The 24,043-nt window shown below is 58.2% G+C and carries 19 protein-coding genes and 2 tRNA genes; 12 read left to right on the forward strand and 9 right to left on the reverse strand.

Annotated elements, in window-relative coordinates:
* Nucleotides 1–118: 118 nt before the first annotated feature.
* Complete coding sequence (locus AB1A64_RS11405; RefSeq protein WP_058280212.1) at nucleotides 119–358, forward strand: Lrp/AsnC ligand binding domain-containing protein; 240 nt, start codon at nucleotides 119–121, stop codon at nucleotides 356–358.
* Here the strand turns inward: AB1A64_RS11405 and AB1A64_RS11410 are convergent.
* The 3 genes from AB1A64_RS11410 to AB1A64_RS11420 form a co-directional block, all read right to left on the reverse strand.
* Nucleotides 355–1,215 (reverse strand): GNAT family N-acetyltransferase, encoded by an 861-nt coding sequence (locus AB1A64_RS11410; protein ID WP_366551513.1) that lies wholly within the window; start codon nucleotides 1,213–1,215, stop codon nucleotides 355–357. The two genes, AB1A64_RS11405 and AB1A64_RS11410, sit on opposite strands and share 4 nt — an antisense overlap.
* An 82-nt stretch (nucleotides 1,216–1,297) precedes the next feature.
* Nucleotides 1,298–1,372: transfer RNA gene (locus AB1A64_RS11415), tRNA-Gly, on the reverse strand.
* A 33-nt stretch (nucleotides 1,373–1,405) separates the two neighbouring features.
* Nucleotides 1,406–1,480, reverse strand: a tRNA-Gly gene (locus tag AB1A64_RS11420).
* Between the two features lie 148 nt (nucleotides 1,481–1,628).
* On the opposite strand from AB1A64_RS11420, the gene AB1A64_RS11425 reads away from it, so the two are divergent.
* Complete coding sequence (locus tag AB1A64_RS11425) at nucleotides 1,629–1,781, forward strand: hypothetical protein (protein WP_366551514.1); 153 nt, start codon at nucleotides 1,629–1,631, stop codon at nucleotides 1,779–1,781.
* Between the two features lie 15 nt (nucleotides 1,782–1,796).
* Here AB1A64_RS11425 and AB1A64_RS11430 read toward each other — a convergent pair whose 3' ends face one another.
* The 4 genes from AB1A64_RS11430 to AB1A64_RS11445 all read right to left on the reverse strand — a co-directional run bounded on the left by AB1A64_RS11430 (nucleotide 1,797) and on the right by AB1A64_RS11445 (nucleotide 8,802).
* Nucleotides 1,797–2,180, reverse strand: coding sequence for an MAPEG family protein (locus AB1A64_RS11430; protein WP_366551515.1), 384 nt, complete (start codon nucleotides 2,178–2,180; stop codon nucleotides 1,797–1,799).
* Nucleotides 2,181–2,254: 74 nt separating this feature from the next.
* Nucleotides 2,255–5,692, reverse strand: a complete 3,438-nt coding sequence (locus AB1A64_RS11435; protein ID WP_366551516.1) for a pyruvate carboxylase — start codon at nucleotides 5,690–5,692, stop codon at nucleotides 2,255–2,257.
* Between the two features lie 146 nt (nucleotides 5,693–5,838).
* Nucleotides 5,839–6,975: an alpha-hydroxy acid oxidase gene (locus AB1A64_RS11440; RefSeq protein WP_366551517.1), complete on the reverse strand. Its 1,137-nt coding sequence runs from the start codon at nucleotides 6,973–6,975 to the stop codon at nucleotides 5,839–5,841.
* 39 nt (nucleotides 6,976–7,014) lie between these two features.
* Nucleotides 7,015–8,802, reverse strand: coding sequence for a diguanylate cyclase (locus AB1A64_RS11445; protein WP_366551518.1), 1,788 nt, complete (start codon nucleotides 8,800–8,802; stop codon nucleotides 7,015–7,017).
* 189 nt (nucleotides 8,803–8,991) lie between these two features.
* Here AB1A64_RS11445 and AB1A64_RS11450 point away from each other — a divergent pair, with 189 nt between their 5' ends.
* The gene (locus AB1A64_RS11450; protein ID WP_366551519.1) at nucleotides 8,992–11,388 is read left to right on the forward strand and encodes a UvrD-helicase domain-containing protein; all 2,397 of its coding nucleotides are present in this window, start codon (nucleotides 8,992–8,994) and stop codon (nucleotides 11,386–11,388) included.
* 519 nt (nucleotides 11,389–11,907) lie between these two features.
* Here AB1A64_RS11450 and AB1A64_RS11455 read toward each other — a convergent pair.
* The gene (locus tag AB1A64_RS11455; RefSeq protein WP_366551520.1) at nucleotides 11,908–12,132 is read right to left on the reverse strand and encodes a DUF1127 domain-containing protein; all 225 of its coding nucleotides are present in this window, start codon (nucleotides 12,130–12,132) and stop codon (nucleotides 11,908–11,910) included.
* A gap of 910 nt (nucleotides 12,133–13,042) precedes the next feature.
* Between AB1A64_RS11455 and mraZ the strand changes: the two genes are divergently transcribed.
* The 9 genes from mraZ to AB1A64_RS11500 all read left to right on the forward strand — a co-directional run bounded on the left by mraZ (nucleotide 13,043) and on the right by AB1A64_RS11500 (nucleotide 22,724).
* A complete protein-coding gene (gene mraZ / locus AB1A64_RS11460; protein WP_366551521.1) occupies nucleotides 13,043–13,546 on the forward strand; it encodes a division/cell wall cluster transcriptional repressor MraZ in 504 nt (167 codons plus the stop codon).
* Nucleotides 13,547–13,550: 4 nt separating this feature from the next.
* On the forward strand, nucleotides 13,551–14,543 hold the full coding sequence (gene rsmH / locus AB1A64_RS11465) for a 16S rRNA (cytosine(1402)-N(4))-methyltransferase RsmH (protein WP_366551630.1): 993 nt from the start codon (nucleotides 13,551–13,553) through the stop codon (nucleotides 14,541–14,543).
* Nucleotides 14,540–14,908, forward strand: coding sequence for a cell division protein FtsL (locus AB1A64_RS11470; protein WP_366551522.1), 369 nt, complete (start codon nucleotides 14,540–14,542; stop codon nucleotides 14,906–14,908). The genes rsmH and AB1A64_RS11470 overlap by 4 nt, the downstream gene beginning before the upstream one ends.
* The gene (locus AB1A64_RS11475) at nucleotides 14,905–16,692 is read left to right on the forward strand and encodes a penicillin-binding protein 2 (RefSeq protein WP_366551523.1); all 1,788 of its coding nucleotides are present in this window, start codon (nucleotides 14,905–14,907) and stop codon (nucleotides 16,690–16,692) included. The genes AB1A64_RS11470 and AB1A64_RS11475 overlap by 4 nt, the downstream gene beginning before the upstream one ends.
* Before the next feature lie 21 nt (nucleotides 16,693–16,713).
* Nucleotides 16,714–18,195 carry a UDP-N-acetylmuramoyl-L-alanyl-D-glutamate--2,6-diaminopimelate ligase gene (locus AB1A64_RS11480; RefSeq protein ID WP_366551524.1) on the forward strand — a complete coding sequence of 494 codons (1,482 nt, stop codon included), beginning with the start codon at nucleotides 16,714–16,716 and terminating at the stop codon, nucleotides 18,193–18,195.
* Nucleotides 18,192–19,586 carry a UDP-N-acetylmuramoyl-tripeptide--D-alanyl-D-alanine ligase gene (murF, locus tag AB1A64_RS11485; RefSeq protein WP_366551525.1) on the forward strand — a complete coding sequence of 465 codons (1,395 nt, stop codon included), beginning with the start codon at nucleotides 18,192–18,194 and terminating at the stop codon, nucleotides 19,584–19,586. Before AB1A64_RS11480 ends, murF begins: the two co-directional genes overlap by 4 nt.
* A gap of 24 nt (nucleotides 19,587–19,610) precedes the next feature.
* Complete coding sequence (gene mraY / locus AB1A64_RS11490; RefSeq protein WP_366551526.1) at nucleotides 19,611–20,693, forward strand: phospho-N-acetylmuramoyl-pentapeptide-transferase; 1,083 nt, start codon at nucleotides 19,611–19,613, stop codon at nucleotides 20,691–20,693.
* A 150-nt stretch (nucleotides 20,694–20,843) separates the two neighbouring features.
* Nucleotides 20,844–22,244: a UDP-N-acetylmuramoyl-L-alanine--D-glutamate ligase gene (murD, locus tag AB1A64_RS11495; RefSeq protein WP_366551527.1), complete on the forward strand. Its 1,401-nt coding sequence runs from the start codon at nucleotides 20,844–20,846 to the stop codon at nucleotides 22,242–22,244.
* Between the two features lie 105 nt (nucleotides 22,245–22,349).
* Nucleotides 22,350–22,724, forward strand: coding sequence for a glycine zipper family protein (locus tag AB1A64_RS11500; protein WP_254428516.1), 375 nt, complete (start codon nucleotides 22,350–22,352; stop codon nucleotides 22,722–22,724).
* On the opposite strand, the gene AB1A64_RS11505 is transcribed toward AB1A64_RS11500, so the two are convergent.
* Nucleotides 22,721–23,899, reverse strand: coding sequence for an NAD(P)/FAD-dependent oxidoreductase (locus AB1A64_RS11505; protein WP_366551528.1), 1,179 nt, complete (start codon nucleotides 23,897–23,899; stop codon nucleotides 22,721–22,723). The genes AB1A64_RS11500 and AB1A64_RS11505 overlap by 4 nt on opposite strands.
* Nucleotides 23,900–24,043 lie beyond the last annotated feature (144 nt).

Here is a 24,043-nt window from a genome sequence, read left to right on the forward strand (position 1 = left end):
TTGGATTGCCCGCCTTATCCAGACCACACGTGGCATTCACCGCAAACTGTTGCAGGGGATTGCACCCGGTCGCGGCCCATGCCAGCCTGCGGGCAACTGAACCAACAAGGCACAGCCCATGTCCACTTGCGTTTTCATCCAGATTCGCTGCAAACCCGGCTCTACCTACAAGGTGGCCGAGGAAATCGCCCTGCGCGAAATCCATTCCGAACTGTATTCGACCAGCGGTGAGTTTGACCTGCTGCTAAAGCTCTACATCCCCGAGACCGAGGATGTAGGCCATTTCATCAATGAAAACCTGCTGGTGATTCCCAATATCGAACGGTCGCTGACCACGATGACGTTTAAGGCGTTTTAACCAAGCTCAAAGGTCGTGACGCCAAAGATGCGGCTCAGGTCGATGTCTGGTTGGTGACTAGAATACATTCGCGCCGTTTCAAAGACTTTCTCCAACCCAAGTTTTGCGGCCAAATCAAAGGCGGCCCGGTTGGGTTGGGGTATGTCGATAAAGACGTCTTGCGCGCTTTGATCTTCTGGCAACGTTTCCAACAGGCTGGCCAGCAAGGTTTCGGCAATGTCTGGGCGGTCCGCGAATAGCGGCCCGACCTTGTAGCCCGTCCTACACGGTCGCATTGTAGCATAACCTTTGATCTGTCCGACTTCGGAATACACACGGGAGACATGGGTCGGTGCGCTGATCCAGCCCTGCAGGAAGGTGTCACGCGGTGTCGGGAACAGCTGGCGGTCATACTCTTTCAACTCATTTGAAACCGCAGTCAGGATTTCGGTTCCAGCCGAAGAGGCCAATGCCTGCTGAATATCCGCTACGGTCCCTGTGAATCGGTAGTTGTTGTAAGCAAACGCAAAACCGGATTTGCGATAATTGTGCTGCTGATCGACGACCCCATCCAGCCCGATATTGTGGGCAGTGCTGTTGGACATTGCCCGCTTCCAAAGTTTCAGTCCGTGCCCGGTGCCACGATGCTCGGGGTGAACGATGTAGAACCCTAGGAAAGCGAACGTGTCGTCGTAATGTACCACCGAGATTGAGGCGATCATCTCACCATCCAGAAACCCACCCAGAAACCCGTCAGTATCAGTGCCGTGGAAACAGACAGCGTCATGATGACCGGGATTCCATCCCTCCCGTCCGGCCCAATCCACAGCCTGCTGTAATTCGTCAGCGGTAAGAGGGCGGATAACGTAATCAGACATGGATGAATCCTGTGTTGCTCAATGCAACCAGAATGGCGCAACGCTTTGCGAAGAACCAGCATGTTTGGACGGTGTTTGTATCTGGAGCGGGCGAGGCGATTCGAACGCCCGACCCTAACCTTGGCAAGGTTATGCTCTACCCCTGAGCTACGCCCGCATCAGATACATATATGGTCCGAAGACCTCTCAATGGAGCGGGCGAGGCGATTCGAACGCCCGACCCTAACCTTGGCAAGGTTATGCTCTACCCCTGAGCTACGCCCGCGCCGTTGAGTGAGGAGGGATGTATAAATTCCCACGCGGGCCTGCAAGCGGAAAAAGACAAAAAGGCGGAAAAATCTTTCGACGGAAACCCCGCCGCCGCACGTTCAAACCACAGAGCATTATAAAACAAGAGGGTTCGAGGAGAGGAAATGACACGGGTTGCAGATATGAAAATGGCACTGCTGGCCGCACTGATCGTGTTGACGGCTGTGTTCTGTGCGAAAGATGAGGACAAACTGGTCGAGGTTGAGCCGGTCCTCATGAAAGCACCGCTGATTGAGACACAGATATTGGCCGGATAAGTCCCGCCAATTGGATCAGAGCGCCAGTACGAGATTTGCGATGGCGGCCACCAGAATGGCCGTGAAGGTCAACAGCATCCCGATCTGGCGCAGAATCACGATCTGGGGGCTCCGACCGAATCCATAGGCGTGCAAAACCCGTCCGATCAGCAGCGCCAGGCCCAGCAGGTTCAGCAATAAACCACCTGCGCCTTGCAGTTCGACCATCGCGATCAGCAGTAGGGCAAAGGGTGTGTATTCGACAAAGTTGGAATGCGTCCGCATCACCTTGAGCATCGCCGTATTCCCGCCATCGCCATAGGAAATCTTATCACTTCGACGCTGGCTGATGACCTTGGCACTCAGCACGACGTACAATACCGCCAGCAACGCGGCGTAGATTGGGGTGACGGACAGCATCTTGATCCTCCTCGACGTAAAAAAGGGCCGCCCGGTTCCCGCGCGGCCCTTGTAAGTTTAGGAGGCTAAACCGGTTATTCCAGTTCGACCAGCAGGTCCTTTGCGTCAATCTGGCCACCGGGCTGCACGTGAACGGCTTTGACCGTCGCGTCGCGCTCGGCATGGATGCCGGTTTCCATCTTCATCGCTTCAATGGTCAGCAGCATGTCGCCTTCTTTGACCTGTTGACCGGCAGCCACAGTGACAGTGGCGACCACGCCAGGCATCGGCGCGCCGACATGGTCGTGGTTGCCTGCTTCAGCCTTGGGCCGCGCCTGCGTGGTCGAGGTCACCATGCGGTTCGGCACCCGGATGACGCGGGGCTGGCCGTTGAGTTCGAAGAAGACTTTGACTTCGCCTTTTTCGTCGGTCTCACCAATGGCCTGACAGCGGATTTCCAGTGTCTTGCCCGGGTCGATCTCGGCCGTGATCTCTTCGCCGGGCTCCATGCCATAGAAGAACGTGCGCGTGGGCAGGGTGCGAACCGGACCATAGACCCGATGGCGGCCCATGTAGTCCAGGAAGACCTTGGGATACATCAGGTAGCCGTTCAGATCCTCGTCATCGACCTCTTTGCCTTCCAGCTGCTTGGACAGCTCGGCGCGGGTGGCTTCCAGATCAACCGCAGGCACGTCTTTGCCTGGGCGGTCGGTGTTGGGGGCCTCTTCCTTCAGCACCTTCTTGATGATGGTGTCCGGGAACCCTCCAGGAGGCTGACCTAGATTGCCACGCATCATGTCGACGACCGAGTCGGGGAAGGCCACGTCCGTATCCGGGCTTTCCACGTCGTCACGTGTCATGTTCTGACTGACCATCATCAGCGCCATATCACCGACAACCTTGGACGACGGCGTCACCTTCACGATGTCGCCGAACATCTGGTTCACGTCGGCATACATCTGTGCGACTTCGTGCCAGCGTTCCTCCAGACCCAAGCTGCGTGCCTGCGCCTTGAGGTTGGTGAACTGGCCACCAGGCATTTCGTGCAGATAGACCTCGGAGGCTGGGGCCTGAAGGCTGGATTCAAATGCCGCGTACTGGCCGCGCACGGCTTCGAAGTAATCGCTGATCTCTCGGATTGCCTTGATATCCAGCCCGGTGTCACGCTCGGTATGGCGCAGCGCCTCGACCACGGTGCCCAGCGTTGCCTGCGAGGTGTTGCCGCTGAAGCTGTCCATCGCGCAGTCCACCGCGTCCACACCGGCCTCGGAGGCGGCCAGAATGGTGGCGCTGGCGATGCCAGCGGTGTCGTGCGTGTGGAAGTGGATCGGCAGCCCGACCTCTTCTTTCAATGCCCGGATCAGAATCTTGGCCGAGGCCGGTTTCAGCAGACCCGCCATATCTTTCAGGCCCAGTACATGTGCCCCTGCATCGCGCAGCTCTTTCGCCATGCCGACATAGTATTTCAGGTCATACTTGGAGCGGTCCGGGTCCAGAATGTCACCGGTATAGCAAACGGTGCCTTCGCAGATTTTGCCATTCTCGACCACTGCATCCATCGCAACGCGCATGTTCTCGACCCAGTTCAGCGAGTCAAACACGCGGAACACGTCGATATTCTTGGACGCCTGCCGCACGAATTCCTGCACCACGTTGTCGGGATAGTTGGTGTAGCCAACGCCGTTCGCCCCGCGCAGCAGCATCTGGGTCATCAGGTTCGGCATCGCCTCACGCAAGTCGCGCAGACGCTGCCACGGGCATTCCTGCAAGAAGCGATAGGCCACGTCAAAAGTCGCGCCACCCCAGCATTCGACGCTGAACAATTGTGGCAGGTTGGCCGCATAAGTCGGGGCCACCTTGATCATATCGATCGAGCGCATCCGGGTCGCCAGCAGCGACTGGTGCCCATCGCGCATGGTGGTGTCGGTGATCAGCAACTGCCGCTGCGCCTTCATCCAGTCGGCCACAGCCTGCGGGCCTTTTTGCTCCAACAGATTGCGAGTGCCCATTTGCGGCTCGGCCTTGGGCGCGGGCGCCTTGGCTTCTTTCAGATCGGCGCGCGGGGCGGGACGATCTGCGGTTTCGGGGTGACCGTTCACGGTGATATCTGCGATATAGGTCAGAACCTTGGTGCCCCGGTCACGGCGACGCTTGAAGGTGAACAGGTCGGGCGTCGTGTCGATGAATTTGGTGGTGTATTCATTCGACAGGAAGGTCGGGTGTTTCAGCAGGTTGATGACAAAGTCGATATTGGTGCTGACGCCGCGAATACGGAACTCACGCAGGGCGCGGTCCATCCGGGCAATCGCCGCATCAGGCGTCGGGGCCTTGGCGGTGACCTTGGTCAGCAGCGAGTCATAATACCGCGTGATCACGCCGCCCGCATAGGCCGTGCCGCCGTCCAGACGGATACCCATGCCGGTGGCCGAGCGATAGGCGGTGATGCGGCCGTAATCAGGGATGAAGTTGTTTTGCGGGTCTTCGGTGGTGATCCGGGTTTGCAGCGCGTGGCCGTTCAGATGCACATCGGCCTGGCTGGCGGCACCGGTGGCTTCGGCCAGAGTTTTACCCTCGGCGATCAGGATCTGAGCTTGAACGATGTCGATGCCGGTGACTTCTTCGGTGACGGTGTGTTCGACCTGCACGCGCGGGTTCACTTCGATGAAGTAGAACTTGCCGGTTTCCATATCCATCAGGAACTCAACGGTGCCGGCGCATTCATAGTTCACGTGGGCACAGATTTTGCGACCCAATTCACAGATTTCCGCGCGCTGTTCGTCGGACAGATACGGAGCAGGGGCGCGTTCCACGACCTTTTGGTTCCGACGTTGGACAGAACAGTCGCGCTCATAGAGGTGGTAAATCTCGCCATGTTTGTCGCCGAGAATTTGCACCTCGACATGGCGGGCGCGGGTGATCATCTTTTCCAGATACCCTTCGCCGTTGCCAAAGGCAGCCTCGGCCTCTCGGCGGCCTTCCAGCACTTTTTCTTCCAGCTCGTCCTCGGATTCGATAGGGCGCATGCCGCGACCGCCGCCGCCCCAAGACGCCTTGAGCATCAGCGGATAACCGATCTCGGCAGCTTCCTTGCGGATCGCATCCATGTCATCGCCCAGAACCTCGGTCGCGGGGATCACCGGGACACCAGCCGCGATAGCCACACGCCGCGCGCTGGCCTTGTCACCCAACGCGCGCATGGTCTCGGCCTTGGGGCCGATGAAGGTGATGCCGTTTTGAACGCAGGCATCTACAAAATCCGGGTTCTCAGACAGCAGGCCATAGCCCGGGTGGATCGCGTCCGCACCGCATTCCTTGGCGACCCGGATAATCTCGTCGATCGACAGATACGCTGCGACGGGTCCCATTCCCTCGCCGATGCGATAAGCCTCATCCGCCTTGAAGCGATGAAGGCCCAGCTTGTCCTCTTCGGCGAAGACGGCGACGGTGCGTTTGCCCATCTCGTTTGCTGCGCGCATCACGCGAATGGCTATCTCGCCGCGATTGGCGATCAGGATCTTGGTGAAGTTGGTCATATCAGGTCCCGGTCTTGGTGGTTTGGCCGTATTCATAGGCGGACAATACGCGCTCGTATATCAGTCGTTCTGGGTAGAACCGGCATGTTAACGCTCGCAAACGCCGCTTGGTGGCGCAAACTTACTAGCAATTCTGCGCTGCAGCATCAATTGCTGTGTTGACGTGACGTAAGTTGATCCAACTTTGCCAAACCCATCTGGCCCATATTCGCCAACATATCCTGCTGCAGAATGTCGATGACATGGGTGGGACCGCGTGACCCAAGGGCCGCCAAGCCATAAAGAAAACCCCGCCCCAGCATGACGAAATCCGCCCCAAGCGCCAAAGCTCGCAGAACATCAAGCCCGCCTTCAACGCCACTGTCAAAGATCAGCGGCAGGTCTGTAGCCGCGCGTATGGCGGGAAGCGCGCAAATGCTGGCCGGGGCGCCATCGAACTGCCGTCCGCCATGATTCGAGACCCAGAGGGCATCAACACCTGCTTGTTTCAGGCGGGTCGTGTCTTCGGCCCGCATCACACCTTTCACAATGAACGGACCATCCCATGCATCGCGCAACCATTTGACATAATCCATATCCGGCGATGTGCGCAGCAGGTATCCGATATGCGCCGTGGGGGACAGCGCGCTATCGCCATCGATGTATTTGTCGAGCGTCCTCATCCGCGGCATACCATGTCGCGCCATGCCCAAGGCCCAAGTCGGGCGTTGGGCGATCTGCGCCAGCAAACGTGGCGTCAGTCTGGGTGGATGGGTCAGGCCAGATCGCACCTGCCGTTCGCGCCGCGAAGCAACTGGGACATCAACTGTCAGCACAAGCGTTGAAAACCCTGCGGATTTGATGCGTTCCAACATGTCCGCGCGAATGTCCGGGTCCTTTGGGGGGTAAAGTTGAAACCAGGCGTTCTGACCAAGATGAGGGGCCAGGTCCTCGGGGCTTTGGCTGGCGACGGTCGACAACGTATACGGCAAACCCGCCTCGGCACCAGCGAGGGCCAGCAGTTTCTCAGCATCCGGCCAGATCAGCCCCGACATTCCAATCGGCGCAATACCGAAAGGCAAGGGAAAGTCCTGGCCCAAAAACTGTGTGCTGGTGTCACATTCGATAGGACCGTGCAGGATTGAGGGTAAAAACTCCACATCATCCAGTGCGGCCCTGTTTTTGTGCAGCGTGATCTCAGACCCTGTACCGCTATCCAGATATTCCCAGACGAAATGCGGAACCCTGCGCCGTGCGTGGCGTTTCAGATCGCCAATGCTGGGGAATGAGCTGTGCAGGTCCATACGAATTGATCCGACCTACACGGTGATTCTGCAAGGTTTTCAGGCCGCTGATGCCTGAGTTGTCGATTTGGTCGGTGGCTCGGGCTTGCTTTTATTACCCTGTGCCGGATCAGCGCCATTCGCGACCTGCACCTGATTTCGCCCTTTGTCTTTGGCCACATACAGGGCGTCATCCGATGCACGCATCAAATCCTGCGGCATAGTGCCGTGTGCAGGATAATGGGCAACGCCAACGGAAATCGTGATGCGCGGCAGTGATTTCTCACCATAGCGGACCGAGACGGCCTCGACCGCCTGCCGCAATTTCTCGGCCCGTGTCACGGCGTCTTCGGGGGTGTTGTCGGGCAGGATCAACATGAACTCCTCGCCTCCGATGCGGCAGGCAACCTCGTCTCGGTCACAGCCCTGTTCCAGGGCCGAGCCTACCGCCCGCAGCACCATGTCGCCCGCATCATGACCGTGGGTGTCGTTGAATTTTTTGAAGTGATCCACATCCACGGCGATCAAACTCAGCGGCGCGCCTGTCTGTTGGCTGCGGCTGATGGATTTGCGCAACGTGTCGGTCATATGCCGACGATTGAACAGCCCAGTCAGCGGATCACGGACCGATTGGTCATGCAATTGGTCCCGCATTCGCACGTTTGCAATCGCCATGCTGATCTGTTCTGCACACAGTTGGGCTAGTTTTCTATTGGCATGAAACACTTTTTGGCTGCCTTCATGCGCCCGCAGATGCAGCAGGCCAACCGTTTCGCCATGCGCCAGAATGGGAAAACAGAAATAGGGGCGGCCATCATGGGGTTCGGCGTGTTCGCAGACAAAATCGATCTCGGACGCGCCGTATTGATAGGTGCGTCCGCGGCGCAGACCCCAGCACCCTTCGGGGTGGATATGCGCCTTGTGGGTGCCGCCATTCCAGCTGGCGCAGCCATCCAGAACATCGCGCGAGTTGGAGTAGACATACACGCTGCCCTCTGCCTCGGGCAGGATGTGGGTCATAAACCGTGAAACCATGTCAAACAGCTCATCCAGAGATCGGCTCGACTGTAGCCATTCGTTCAATTCGCCTAACAGGCGTACCTCACGCGCCAACCTAAGTTGTTCGTCCATCAGGTTGCGTTCTTTGGCTGATTGCCGTTGCAGCGCGCGTACCTGTAGACGGTTTGTGCGATATGTCACCAATGAGACGCTGGCCAAAGCGAACAAAGCGATGCCGCACAGGATCGATAGTGAAACTCTCAGCCGGGTAATAAAGGTTGTGCGCAGATCGGTGAAATCGGTAAAAAACTCAATCGCACCGATGAAGCGTCCGTTTTTTGTGATCGGAACGAACACTTCAGCCACCTGATGTTGCATGGCGGTATGCGTGCTTTCGGAATGCAGGTCGAGACCGTCGATCTCGGACAGTGGGAGCGCCTCTTGAATATAATGCGTCATTCCGCGTGCAACACCACTGCGGAAAAAGGCACGCGTTTCATAGGACCCGATTTCCTCGGGGCGTGTTGACCACACAACGCGCCCAGTCGTGTCGAACATTTTGAACCGATACACATCCGAGGCTTCGGGCATCGAAGAAAGAAATTCGGCATCATGCGGGTCGATCTTGCCGGTTTGCAGCGCCGTTTCGGGATTGTTTAGATGCAGAATGACGCGGCGTTTCCACAGCTCGGACTGTTTCATTATGTCAGTTTTTAGCATTCGGTCCACAACCGGTGCGGGAAGAGTATAGACTCCCCAACCTGCAACCGACGTAAGCGCTATCAACAAAACGGTGATCCCCGTCCATTTTACCCGATGGGCAAGCCGTCCCCGAGCCGTAAAATTCATATCCCGTCCTCCCACAATCTGACATCAGCATTGGGGCCAGAGTTTGAGAGTGAGTTAACGAGACCGGCATAGGAGCAGACAAAAAAGCTCGAATTGCTCAGAGCTGTAGCTAAGGATTTGTTGCTTTTTAGGCGAACAAGCCGTGAACAAACCCTTTCCCTTGTCGCGGAACCGGCGTAGTTTGGGTGAATGAGCAGTTTCGACGAAATGGACGCCTTTGAGGGCGCATCGCTTTCGGCACGCGCGATGGCAGCGCTCCCGAAGGATCATTTAAAGTGGCTAAATGAGCCACAGCTTGAAGCGGCGACTAAATTTGACGGACCTCTACTAGTTCTTGCGGGTGCTGGGACGGGTAAAACGAGGACATTGATTTCCCGGATCGCTGAGATTCTGCATACAGGACGTGCTAGATCCGACCAGATTCTTGCTGTGACATTTACTAATAGAGCGGCAAAGGAGATGAAGGAGCGTGTCCAGACTTACCCTGTGAACGTAAGTAGGGGTTTGCAATGGATGGGTACTTTCCACGCGATTTGCGTCAAGCTGCTACGTCGTCATTCTGAGCTTGCCGGTCTGAAGCCGAATTTCACCATTCTGGATACAGACGACCAACTTCGCCTGCTCAAACAATTGCTTCACCTCTCCAATATCGACGAAAAACGTTGGCCGCCACGGATGTTGGCCGGACATATTGACGATTGGAAAAACCGTGCTTTGACGCCTGACAAGGTGCCTGCTGCGGAAACCAGTACCTTTAACAACAAAGGTATTGAACTTTATGCCCAGTACCAAATTCGCCTACGTGAACTGAATGCAGTAGATTTCGGCGACCTGCTGTTGCACATGGTCACGATCTTCCAAACGCATCAGGATGTGCTGGAGCAATACCAACGCTGGTTCCGCTATATACTGGTGGACGAGTATCAGGATACCAACGTTGCCCAGTACCTCTGGCTGCGCCTGCTGGCCGGGGCGCATAAGAACATTTGCTGCGTAGGCGATGATGACCAGTCGATCTATGGCTGGCGCGGGGCCGAAGTAGGCAACATCCTGCGGTTCGAAAAGGACTTTCCCGGCGCTTACGTGGTGCGGTTGGAACAGAACTATCGCTCGACCCCGCATATCCTGGCCGCTGCATCGAACGTGATCCGAGGTAACGAAAACCGTCTGGGCAAGGAACTTTGGACCGACGCACAAGAGGGCGAAAAAGTTCGTCTGATCGGCCACTGGGATGGCGAGGAAGAGGCCCGCTGGATCGGCGAAGAGATCGACGCGATGCAGGGTGGGACGCGCGGCGCGCGGCCCTTTAATTTGGATGAGATTGCCATTCTGGTCCGTGCTTCGCATCAGATGCGCGCGTTTGAAGACCGGTTCCTGACCATTGGTCTGCCGTACAAGGTGATTGGCGGACCGCGTTTCTATGAACGGATGGAGATCCGCGATGCCATGGCTTATTTCCGGCTGGTGGTCAGCCCCGGCGATGATCTGGCGTTTGAGCGGATTGTGAACACTCCGAAACGCGGCCTTGGCGACAAGGCGCAGCAGACGATCCAGATGACAGCGCGCGAGCATGGCGTGTCACTGGTCGATGGCGCGCGGATTGTAGTCGACAATGGATTGATCAAGGGCAAGGGTGGCAAGGCGCTGCGCGAGTTGATTGACGGGCTGGCGCGGTGGAATGCGATGACGCGCGGACCACGGATCGAAGTCGACGACGATTCGGTGATTGATGACGGCACTGCGCCCATGCGGTTCGGCGAGCCGGAAGTGTCGCATATCGAACTGGCGCAAATCGTTCTGGACGAATCCGGCTATACCGCGCATTGGCAAAACGAAAAAACGCCCGAGGCGCCGGGACGGCTGGAAAACCTCAAGGAACTGGTCAACCAGCTAGACAATTTCGAGAACCTGCAAGGGTTTCTGGAACATGTCAGCCTTGTTATGGATAACGAGCAGGAGGGGGACGGAGCCAAGGTTTCGATCATGACCCTGCACGCAGCCAAAGGGCTGGAGTTTCCCGCCGTATTCCTGCCAGGGTGGGAGGACGGGTTGTTCCCCTCGCAGCGCTCTATGGACGAATCCGGCCTTAAGGGCCTCGAGGAAGAGCGACGGCTGGCCTATGTGGGCATCACCCGCGCGGAAGAAGTTTGTACGATATCCTTCGCCGCAAATCGGCGCGTGTTCGGCCAGTGGCAAAATTCGATGCCGTCGCGGTTTATCGACGAACTGCCCGAAGATCATGTTGAGGTGCTGACACCTCCGGGTCTGTATGGCGGCGGTCAGCCTGCGGCGGGTATCGAAAACCGCGCGGCTGAGGCAAACGTCTATAACTCGCCCGGTTGGAAGCGGATGCAGGCGCGGCAGGGGCAGTATGGGATGTCTCAGCCACGCGAAAGCCGCAATACGGTGATTGATGCAACCGCAGTCGCCAGTTTCACTTTGGGCGAGCGCGTGTTTCACCAGAAATTCGGCTATGGCGCAGTTGTCGGCATCGAAGGCGACAAGGTCGAGGTGGATTTCGAAAAGGCGGGCACCAAAAAGGTGGTCTCGCGGTTCCTGTCGGCCAAGGACGACATACCCTTTTAATCAAAAGGAATGTTCCTGACGGCACATGCTCGGTTTTTTTGGGGTGCCCGGCCATGGCTGCGGCGCCCTGTTTCATTTGTGAAAAAGAAAAACGGCGGTTCCCAGGGAGGAGGAGGGGAGCCGCCGTTCTTTTCAACATCAGGGCAGGGAGGAGAAGAGCCCCGATGTATCCGAACCCGGGTTTGATCCCGGTATGTTTAAGTCGCGGCGACACCAGGGAGGAGGAGAGGTGTCGCCGCGCGCTTTCAACATCAAGGCAGGGAGGAGAAGAGCCCTGATGTATCCGAATCCGGGTTTGATCCCGGTATGTGTAGGTCGCGGCGACGTCAGGGAGGAGGAAGACGTCGCCGCGCGCTTTCAACACCGGGAAAGGGAGGAGAAGTACCCGGTGTGTCAGTGTCCGGCATTCAAAGCCGGTATAAGGTGCGGCGATATCAGGGAGGAGGAGAGATATCGCCGCTGAAATACAGATCCTAAAGGGAGGAGGAAGGACCTGATCTCGGTTATGTCAGTGCGCGCTTAGTGCGCGACGTATTCCTCGGCCGCCTGCATTGCCACGCGGCGGATCATCGAACGGTGCAGGCCCAGATCGGCCAGCTCTCGGTTCGACAGTTCGGACAGTTCATTCACAGTCCGCTGGTAGACCCGGTACCGAACGAACCTGGTTTTTGCAGCCTCAATCAGTGATGCCAGGCCGGTTGCCGGTGCGCCTTTGAGCGCGGTCTGATGTGTTGCTACAGCCATCTGTGTTACCCGATATGTTTTGTCTTTGCCGCTGTGTTTCGGCGTTTGCTTGAGTATGAAGATAAGGAAATGCTGCACGTGCACAATAGGTGAACTCGTCAATGCTGCTATGCAGCAATTGCATAGATATCAACGTGTTGGTGCGTTGGTGTCTTTTGGGCCTTAAAAATAGGGGTTTTTGCGAGTGCCTTGCCCACGGTGGCAATCTTGCGAATTTTATTGGTTAAGAAAGATTGCCGCTTCTTTAAGCGCGATGTTTCTAAGGTGAGCATCTTTTAATTTAGGTGCGCCTCTTCCCCCGCTAAAAGAGTGTTCCGGTGTGCATGGGAAATCATGGGCGACACTTGGGAATGCCTTGGCGATTTGCGTAGGTGGCCGGAAATAGAAGGTGATTCGTACGGTGGAAGCTGTGAGATTGGCCTCTGGGTGATTGAATTTTCAAGAATCTGGAAAATTTTTGGGAATTCATGGGAAGTAGCATCAATTGCGAATTTGTAGCTATATATGGTGAAACTCTTCCAATAGAACTCTAATTATGGTGCAGTAGAGGTGGTTTTCAATTGATTTCCAGATAGCTATATTGTGATCCTTGCTTAAGAGGTTTGAAGTTTTCTATTGATTTCCATGAATTCCCATGGCATCCCTTATTTATCCGATGAGGACGAGGCACATGGGGCGCCAAACGACCCCGAACCAATAAAAACAGGTTTCATACAGGCATCTCGCTTTCATCAATCAAGAGATCCGGCGCGCGGGCGAGCAGACATCCCCCCAGGTGGCGCGCGCAGCTGGACATCCCGCAAAGCGGGTCAATGCGGCGGGTTGATCAGTGGCAGCAGATCAACCCGCCGTTTTTCATCCGGGGGGAACGTGAATTTTGGGTGGGGCGCAAGCGAAAGGGACAGTCGTCTTGGCGCGCAGGTTTAGAGGTGAAAGCCACCACAAGGTGGATACGAAGGGCAGGGTATCGATCCCGGCCTCGTTTCGCCGTGTGCTTGAGGCTTCGGACCCGAACTGGCAGCCCGGTGATACCCCCGAACTGGTGATCGTCTACGGTGATCACCGCCGCAAATTCCTTGAATGCTATACCATGCAGGCGATTGACGAGGTCGATCACAAGATCGGCGCGCTTCCGCGTGGTTCGATGCAGCGGAAGATGCTGCAGCGCATGTTCCACGGTCAGTCCTTCCCGACCACCGTGGATGAGACGGGTCGCCTTGTGCTGCCTGCCAAGTTGCGCACCAAGATCGGGCTGGAAAACGAGGCGTTCTTTATTGCGGCGGGTGATACGTTCCAGATCTGGAAGCCTGAGACATATGAGTCGGAAGAGCTGGCGGCCGCCGAAGATTGGCTGGACGAACAGCCCGAGGATTTCGATCCTCTGGAGTTCCTAGATGGCGTCGGGGACGCGTGACGGCATGGCCGGCGCTGACACCCCTTCCGACAAACCTCATATCCCTGTTTTACTGCGTCCATTGCTGGCTGCAGTAGAACCGGTGTCCGGTGTCTGGCTGGATGGGACGTTTGGGGCGGGTGGTTATACGCGTGGCCTGCTGGAGGCCGGGGCTGACAAAGTTATTGGCGTGGACCGTGATCCGTTGGCCTTTGAGATGGCGGCAGACTGGGCGGGTGGCTATGGTGACCGGCTGGTGATGCAGCCCGGGGTGTTTTCCCACATGGATGAATATGCCCAAGGGTTGGATGGCGTGGTGCTGGATCTCGGTGTCTCGTCTATGCAATTGGATCAGGCCGAGCGCGGCTTTTCTTTCATGAAGGACGGCCCGCTGGACATGCGGATGAGCCAGGAAGGCGAGAGCGCCGCCGATCTGGTGAACACGGCGACCGAGGCACAACTGGCCGATATTCTGTTCCACTACGGTGAAGAGCGCGCCAGCCGCCGGATCGCCAAGGCGATTGTGAAAGCGCGGGCGGATGAGCCGATTACGACGACCCTGCGTCTGGTGCAGATCATCGAATCCTGTTTGCCGCGCCCCAAAGCGGGGCAGTCGCACCCGGCAACGCGCAGTTTTCAGGGACTACGGATTGCAGTGAACGCGGAATATGAAGAGCTGTTTCAGGGGCTTATGGCTGCCGAACGCGCGTTGAAGCCGGGCGGGCAACTGGCTGTTGTGACTTTCCATTCCATAGAGGATCGGATGGTCAAAAGGTTCTTTCAGTCCCGAGCAGGCAAGACCGGGCGTGCCAATCGCTATGCACCTGAAATGGAACAGGAACTGCCGCAATTCACGCTCAAGACCCGCAAAGCCGTGGGCCCGGATGAGCAGGAATTGCAGGAAAATCCGCGTGCGCGTTCAGCCAAACTGCGTGTGGCAGTGCGGACTGAGGCTCCGGCGGGGGAAATTGATTCCCGTGCCATTGGGATGCCGCAACTGGGGGGAAGGGCAAAATGAAGAGTGTTTTGTATGTGTTGACTGCTCTGGCCGTGTTCGGACTGGCGCTTTGGGCCTATCAAGAGAATTACCGCACCCAGCAAGTGGCGAAGGAAACACAAAAGCTACAGCGCGAGATTGGCATGGCGCAGGTGCGGCTGGCCGTGTTGAACGCCGAATGGGCTTACCTGAACCGTCCCGACCGGCTGCGCGAACTGGCCGACCTGAACTTTGAACGTCTCGGCCTGTTGCCGCTGCGCGCCGAACAATTTGGACGCGCGGACCAGATTTCTTACGCCGAGGATCCGGACCTGCCTATCGTTGACCCGGTTGAGTTGCAGGCCATCACCAGTACGCAGGCGCTGGGCGAGGTGCAGATACCATGACCCGCACGCCCCTTCGCCCACTGGCCCGTGTTCTGGATGCCCGCGCCCGCGGGGAAAACCCAAAGGCGATCGAGCGGGAAAACATCCGTCAGCGTCACGAAGGTATGAAAGACCGCGCTCGCGCCCGCGCCGAGGGGCGTTTGCTGGTGCTGGGCCTGTTCTTCTTCTGTGCTTTCTCGGTGGTCGGTGTCCGAATGGGCATGCTTGCCACGTCCGAGGCACAAGAGCCGCTGGCCAGCGCCCCTGGTGCTGCAATTGCCATGCAGCGCGCCAATATCGTGGATCGCGAAGGGCGCATTCTGGCGACCAATCTTGACACGTATTCCGTCTATGCGCAGCCGCCTGCGATGATCGACCCGGCCGCCGCCGCAGATCAGCTTGTGGCGATCTTCCCCGATCTGGATAAAGAGCGTCTGGTCAAGGATTTCACCGGTAATCGCAAGTTCCTGTGGATCAAAAAGCGCATCTCGCCGGAACAGAAGCAGGCCGTGCATGATATTGGTGATCCGGGTATTTTGTTCGGCCCGCGCGAGATGCGGTTGTATCCGAACGGACGTCTGGCCGCGCATATTCTGGGTGGTTCGGGCTTTGGCCGCGAAGGCGTCAGCGCCGCCGAAGTTATCGGCGTGGCGGGGGTCGAGAAGCAATTCGACGACTATCTGCGTGACCCGGCCAACGGCAACAAGCCGCTGCAGCTTTCGCTGGACCTGACCATTCAGGCAGCGGTCGAGCAGGTTTTGTATGGCGGCATGAAGATCATGAACGCCAAGGGGGCCTCGGCGGTGCTGATGAACGCGCACACGGGCGAGGTCATCTCGGCCGCGTCGCTGCCGTCCTTCGATCCGAACGACCGTCCGCGCCCGCCGACCTCGGGGTTTGATCCGTCGGACAGCCCCTTGTTCAACCGCTATGTGCAGGGCGTGTATGAACTGGGCTCGGTTTTCAAAATCTTCACTGCCGCACAAGCTGTTCAGTTGGGGTTGGTGAATTCTGAGACAATCATCGACACCTCTGGTCCGATGCGGATCGGGCGGTTCCCGATTGGTGAGTTTAACGGCAAGAACTACGGCAAGATCAGCGTGGCGGATGTGATCGTCCACAGCTCGAACCGTGGCACAGGCCGATTGGCCTTGCAGATCGGGTCGCGCCGTCAGCAGGATTTCCTTGAGGCGTTGGGCATGTTCGAACCCACCCCCTTTGAAATTGTCGAGGCCGCAGGCGGTGAACCGCTCAAGCCCAAGAAATGGGGTGAGCTGAGTACGGTGACCATCTCCTACGGCCACGGCCTGTCGACCAGTCCAATGCATCTGGCGGCAGGTTATGCAGCGATTGCCAATGGTGGGCATTATGTCAGCCCGACAATTCTGCGTAAAAATGGCGCTCAGTACGGGCCGCGTGTCATGTCCGAGAGCGCGGCCAAACAAGCGCAGAATATGCTGCGTCGTGTGGTGACGGACGGCACGGCCAGCTTTGGCGATGTGGCTGGATATGACGTGGCCGGAAAAACTGGTACGGCGGATAAACCCAAGCCACGTGGCGGTTATTACGATGAGAAGGTGATCGCGACCTTTGCGACGTTCTTCCCGGCCTATGATCCGAAATATGTGCTGATTGTCACGCTGGACGAGCCGTCGATTGTTGCTTACGGCGAAAAGCGCCGGACGGCGGGTTGGACCGCAGTTCCGGTGGCCGCAGAGTTGATCGGACGGATCGCCCCGTTGCTAGGGTTGCGTCCCCGGCTTGAGCCTGAGGCGCGCGCTGCTATAACCCTGACCTCAAATTAGGCTGTCCAGCAGAGGTGGGTCATGGGCACAAGGACGAAAACACTCAGCCAACTGGCCCTGACTGCGCGGGGCGGAGCGAATCCTGATATCACCGGACTGGCCGTTGACAGCCGCGAGGTGAAAGATGGCTTCCTGTTCGCTGCGCTTCCCGGCACCCGCGTTCATGGCGCAGAATTCATCCAATTCGCATTGCGCATGGGGGCCGCGGCGATCCTGACCGATGCCGAGGGCGCTGAAATCGCGGCTGACGAGCTGGCCGCATCAAGCGCTGCATTGATCGTGGTTGAAGACCCTCGGCAGGCACTGGCCGGATGTGCCGCGCTTTGGTTTGGGGCTCAGCCACAGCACATCGTGGCCGTCACCGGGACCAACGGAAAAACGTCCGTGGCCACCTTTGTGCGCCAGATTTGGATGGAGCTTGGCTTGGCCGCCGTCAATCTTGGAACTACGGGAGTTGAGGGGGCCTGGACCGCACCCTTGGCGCATACCACGCCCGAGCCGATTACCCTGCACCGCTGCTTGGCCGAGGCTGCAGAAAACGGTGTGACCCACGCCGCGATGGAGGCGTCTTCGCATGGCCTGGAACAGCGGCGATTGGACGGCGTGCATCTGACCGCCGCAGGGTTTTCGAATTTCACGCAGGATCATCTAGATTACCACGAAACCTTCGAGGCCTATTTCGCCGCCAAGGCGGGGCTGTTCGACCGGGTATTGCCGCAGGACGGCACCGTGGTGGTCAATATGAGTGACCCAAAAGGTGCTGAGGTTCGAAAAATTGCCAAAGCGCGCGGTCAGAAAGTCCTGACCGTTGGGCTGGGCGAAGCTGATCTGTGTCTAATTGGCCAGCGCTTTGACGCGACGGGGCAGGATTTGCGGTTCTCGTGGCAAGGGAAGGTACTCCAAACCCGTCTGAACCTGATCGGAGGGTTTCAGGCCGAGAATATCCTGCTGGCCTGCGGGTTGGTTATCGCTGCCGGGGAAGAGCCCGAGCGTGTGTTCGAAACCTTGCCGTACCTGACAACCGTTCGGGGCCGAATGCAGCTGGCCGCGACCCGTGACAATGGCGCGGCAGTTTTTGTCGACTATGCCCATACTCCGGACGCGGTGGCGACAGCACTCAAGGCGATGCGGCCGCATGTCATGGGCCGTCTGATCGCCATTGTTGGCGCGGGTGGGGATCGGGATGCGACCAAGCGACCCCTGATGGGTAAGGCCGCCGCCGATCATGCGGATCTTGTCTTTGTTACCGATGACAACCCGCGCAGCGAGGACCCGGCCACGATCCGCGCCGCGGTTCTGTTGGGCGCGCCAGAGGCCACCGAAGTAGGCGACAGAGCCGAAGCCATCTTGCGCGGCATTGACGCTCTGCAACCCGGTGACGCGCTGTTGATCGCTGGAAAAGGCCATGAGACCGGGCAAATCGTAGGTGATCAAGTGCTGCCGTTCGACGATGTAGAGCAGGCAAGCATTAGCGTGGCCGCTCTGGACGGGAGGGTGGCATGACGCTTTGGACAGCAGCCGAGGCGGCCGAGGCCACCGGAGGGCGCGCCACGACCGATTGGGCCGTAAGTGGCGTATCGATCGACACCAGAACCATTCAACCAGGCGATTTGTTTGTGGCCCTCAAAGCCGCGCGTGACGGGCATGATTTTGTGGCGCAGGCGTTGGAAAAAGGTGCGGGTGCTGCATTGGTATCGCGCATTCCCGAAGGTGTTTCAGAAGACGCTCCACTTTTGATTGTCGACGATGTTCAGACAGGGCTAGAGGCGCTGGGGCAGGCGGGCCGCGCCCGGACCAGTGCGCGCGTGGTGGGGGTCACCGGCAGCGTAGGGAAGACCTCGACCAAGGAAATGCTGGCTACCATCCTGGAAACGCAGGGAAAAACCCATGCTAGCGTAGCCAGCTATAACAACCATTGGGGCGTTCCCCTGACGCTGGCCCGGATGCCGCGCGACACTGAATTCGCAGTGATCGAGATCGGCATGAACCACCCCGGAGAGATAGCTCCGTTAGCGCGTCAGGCACGCCCGCATGTGGCGTTGGTAACGACAGTTGCGGCGGTCCATCTTGAGGCATTCGAGTCGGTTGCGGGTATCGCTCAGGAAAAGGCTGCAATCTTCGAAGGTCTTGAACCCGGTGGTGCGGCCATTGTGAATGCCGATATCGACCACGCAGAGGTTCTGCGCCAGATCGCGCAAGATCATGGGGCTGGGATCGTCGATTTTGGTCGCAAGGCCGCGGATTACGGCCTAACCGGCGTTACGCAAGGGGGCGACTCGGTCAGCGCAGGTGCTGCGGTGGGTGATGAGACTATCACCTATGACGTGCAGTCCGCCGGTACGCATTTTGCCATGAATGCTCTGGGCGCATTGGCGGCCTGTGTTGAAATGGGCGTTGATCTTGATGAGGCCATCGCCGGCCTGCGCCAATGGTCTCCGGTCAAGGGGCGGGGCGTACGTGAGGTGCTGCCACTGGCAAATGGCGGGCAGATCGAGCTGTTGGACGACAGCTATAACGCCAATCCTACTTCGATGGAGGCCGCGCTGGATGTGCTGGCCGCAGCGCAGGGCGCGCGTCGGATCGCTTTTCTGGGCGATATGAAAGAGTTGGGCGCGCGGGAAGTCGCCATGCACGCCGGTATGGCGAATGTTGCGGCAATGGCGCATGTCGATCAGGTGCACTGTATCGGGCCACTGATGAAGGCGTTGCATGAAGCGCTGCCCGAGGGCAAACGTGGGTTGTGGAGTGAAACAAGCACCGAAATGGCCGCGCATCTGCCGGATTTGATCCGTGCCGGCGATACGGTTCTGGCCAAAGGGTCGCTGAGCATGGCGCTGGCTCAGATTGTTGACGGTTTGCGGAAAATGGGGCAAGGGAGCGCGCTTGACCCATGACCTCCGCATGAGAAAGGTTTTGACATGCTCTATTGGTTGACCGCCCTGTCGGATGGGGGGGATTTCTTTAACCTCTTCCGCTATATCACCTTCCGTGCGGGCGGAGCCTTTCTGACCGCGTTGATCTTTGGCTTTATTTTCGGCAAGCCGTTGATCAACGTATTGCGCAGGAAACAAGGTAAAGGTCAGCCGATCCGGGATGACGGCCCCGAAGGGCATTTTTCCAAGGCTGGTACGCCAACCATGGGTGGGTTGCTGATCGTTGGTGCGCTGGTGACGTCAACGCTGGTCTGGGCGCGGTGGGACAATCCTTATGTCTGGATGGTGTTGTTTGTGACGCTGGCTTATGCGGCAATTGGTTTTGCAGATGATTATGCCAAGGTGTCCAAGCAGAACACCAAGGGTGTGTCCGGCAAGATGAGGATGTCGCTGGGCGTAATTATTGCGGTTCTGGCTTCGCTTTGGGCGACCCTGCATCACCCCGAAGCGTTACAGAACCAGCTGGCCGTGCCGGTCTTCAAGGATACGTTGGTCAATCTGGGTATTTTCTATATTCCATTCGCGATTGTTGTGATCGTGGGCGCGGCCAATGCTGTGAACCTGACCGATGGTTTGGATGGGTTGGCTATCATGCCTGCGATGATTGCGGCCTCGACTTTGGGTGTGATCGCTTATGCGGTTGGACGGGTCGACTTTACTGAATATCTGGACGTACATTATGTGCCGGGCACGGGGGAGATATTCATCTTTACTTCAGCGCTGTTTGGCGCGGGGCTTGGGTTCTTGTGGTACAACGCGCCACCTGCGGCGGTGTTTATGGGTGATACCGGTTCGCTGGCTTTGGGCGGCGCGCTTGGCGCGATTGCGGTGGCCACCAAGCACGAGCTGGTGCTGGCCATTGTCGGCGGGCTTTTCGTTGTGGAAGCGTTGAGTGTGATCATTCAGGTTCTGTATTTCAAACGCACCGGTCGCCGCGTGTTTCTGATGGCACCAATCCACCACCACTATGAGAAAAAGGGCTGGGCCGAGCCGACCATTGTGATCCGGTTCTGGATCATATCGCTAATCCTGGCGATGATCGGTCTGGCGACTTTGAAAGTCCGGTAACGCTCCCGCCAGGTTCGGCGGACCTGCGGTCCACCTGCCACCTGTTGGGCCCGGCTCGCGCTGACGCGCGAACCTTTTGTTACTCTTGCCATCGGGGATTTCTTCTGTGCAGTGTGACGGCCAATTGGACGTCAGAAGAAGGTGGGCGGCATGATCCCGGTCAAAGGGTTTTCAGGGCAGAAGGTTGCGGTTCTGGGGCTTGGCCGATCGGGTCTGGCCACAGCGCGTGCATTGCGGGCTGGCAAGGCCAAGCCTATCTGTTGGGATGACAATCCCGCCGCCCGCGAAACGGCCCAGGTCGAAGGGTTCACTTGTACAGATCTGCACTGCCACGGGGCGTTTGACGACATCGCTTCGCTGATTGTGTCGCCGGGTATTCCGCACCTCTATCCCGAACCGAACCCGGTTGTGGCGGCTGCGCTGGAGGCCGGGGTGCCCGTGGACAACGATATTGGGCTGTTCTTCCGATCCTTTGCCGGGCCGGAATGGAACAACTATGACACCCCGCCACGTGTGATCGCGGTAACCGGGTCGAACGGAAAATCGACCACCGCGGCCTTGATCCATCACATCCTCACCGAAGCCGGGCGCGAGGCACAGCTGGCCGGGAATATTGGCCGCGGAGTGCTGGACATTGATCCCGGCGGCGACGGGTCGGTGGTTGTGTTGGAGCTGTCCAGCTATCAGACCGATTTGGCCCGTGCGTTGACGCCGGACGTGGCTGTGTTCACCAATCTCTCACCAGATCATCTGGATCGGCACGGCGGGATGGGGGGATATTTCGCTGCCAAACGCCGGTTATTTGCGGAAGGCGGACCGGATCGCGCGGTGATCGGTGTGGATGAGAGCGAAGGCGCATTTCTGGCGGGCCAGCTGTCCGAAGGGCCGACAGATGACCGGGTGATCCGTGTCTCGGTGGCGCGAAAGTTGACTGGGCCGGGGTGGCAGGTCTTTGCACGCAAGGGGTTCTTGTCGGAATACCGCAAAGGGCGGCAGGCCGGATCAATCGACCTGCGCCAAATCAAGGGGCTACCCGGTGCCCATAACCACCAGAACGCCTGTGCCGCCTATGCTGCCTGCCGCGCGTTGGGGCTTGCGCCACGAGTGATTGAGGATGCGCTGCACGGCTATCCCGGCTTGCCGCATCGCAGCCAGATCATCGCCGAAGTGGATGGCGTGACCTATGTGAATGATTCCAAGGCCACCAACGTAGACAGCGCGCTGAAGGCGTTGAGCGCGTTTAAAAAGATCCGCTGGATTTGTGGGGGGCTGGAAAAAGAGGGTGGTCTTTCAGCGTTGAACGGCGCGGTGGATCAGGTGCTCAAGGCTTATGTGATTGGGCGCGAAGCTGCCAATTTCGCGCTTCAACTAGAAGCCGAGGCGCAGGTCTGCACAACAATGGCGGAAGCCGTAGCGCAGGCCATGGCAGATGCGCAACCGGGAGAGACTGTACTGCTGGCCCCCGCAGCGGCCAGTTTCGATCAGTATGACAATTTTGAACAACGCGGAGAGGACTTCGCCGAACAGGTTCGGCAGCGGCTGGCGGGATAGTCATTTGCAATAGACCGCCGGTTGGGCCAAGCTACAGTGCTATCAGCTTGACGCGCCATTGTTATTGGTTTTGCCTGCCTGCAAATTCAACACGAGGTAATGACTATGCCATACCGTAAGTTTTCTCTGATCTTACCCGCCGTATTGGTGGCTGGTGCCTGCACGAATGTTGGTGCCAATTATCAGCCGATTGTCGATGGTCCGATTGGCCCGAACTACAACGTGGATCTGCAGCAATGCCAGCAACTGGCTGCATCGCAAGCCAGCGTTGATGGCTCCACCGCCGGGAACGCCGCAATCGGCGCGGCAGGTGCGGCTGCGGTTACCGGAATCGTTCAGGACAGCAGCGACAACCTGGGCCGCGCAGCAGTTGCGGGCGCTTTGGTTGGCGCCGGTGCGGACGTGATCAACAAAAACCAGAATAAAGAAGTCATCGTGCGCAACTGTATGCGCGGACGTGGCTATAACGTCGTCGGTTAACGGGTTGCGATTGCAGCTCCAGCAGCGTGGCCCGAGGACCACGCCCATTGGAAGTTGTAGCCGCCCAGCCAACCGGTGACATCAACCGCTTCGCCAATCGCATAGAGGCCGGGGACATCCCTGGCCTCCATCGTTTTTGACGACAGATCATCAGTGTCGATCCCGCCCAGGGTGACCTCGGCGGTGCGATAACCTTCGGTGCCAGAAGGGGTCAGTGGCCAATTGGATAGGGCTGCGATCAAATCGGTCAGTGCCGCGTCGGATTGGTCGGCCAGATTGCCCTGCATCGGAATATGCTGGCTTAGGTACTCCACCAGCCGTGTCGGTAAGTGGCGGGCAAGCTCGGTGGTCAGGGCCTTGCGGCCCCCGCTTTGCCGCTGATCGCGCAGCAGATCGAACAGGGGCAATTTGGGGATCAGGTTGACCCGGATCGCCTCACCCTCGCGCCAATAAGAGGACAGTTGCAGCACCGATGGCCCGCTGAGGCCGCGATGGGTGAACAGCAGCGCCTCGTCAAAGCTGGTGCGCTCGTTTGACAGACGTGCGGGCAGGGACACGCCGGAAAGGTCCTTGAATTTCCCATCCGAGAAGGTGAACGGCACCAACGCCGCGCGCGTATCGGTGATCCGCAGCCCGAACTGGCGAGCGATATCATAGGCCAAACCGGTTGCGCCCATCTTGGGGATCGACTTGCCGCCCGTCGCTAGAACCAGATTGGTACAAGTCAGGCTGAGGCGCTGCCCTTCGCGGTCGACCTCCAGCGCGAAACCGGCCTCGGTCTTGCACAGGTCTTTCAACTCGGTTCGCACCCACAGATCGGCCCCGGAGCGCTCCATCTCGGTCAACAGCATCTGAATGATCTGTTTCGAGGACCCGTCGCAGAATAGTTGCCCCAGCGTTTTCTCATGCCACGCGATATCGTGTCGCCCGACCAGATCGATAAAATCCCATTGCGTGTATCGCGCCAAGGCGGATTTGCAGAAATGCGGGTTTTGCGACAGGAAGTTGTCCGGCCCAGCATACATGTTGGTGAAATTACAACGCCCACCGCCTGAGATACGGATTTTCTCTCCGGCCGCTTTGGCATGGTCGATCACCAGAACGCGCCCACCGCAATGGATCGCGCACATCATACCGGCTGCACCGGCACCGAGGATGATCGTGTCATATGTCATGGGCTGCGCATGGCGTGGAATTGGAAGGAAGGCAAGAGCCAGCACGGATTCGGCGCGCTGCAAAAGACTTCATGCGTCATTGCATCGTGAGGCGTTTTGGTCGGTCGAAATACAGATTGCCAGTTGCCTAAAGCGCTGACATGC

The sequence above is a fragment of the Ruegeria sp. ANG10 genome, assembly GCF_040705255.1.
In the GTDB taxonomy this organism is placed as follows: Bacteria; Pseudomonadota; Alphaproteobacteria; order Rhodobacterales; family Rhodobacteraceae; genus Ruegeria.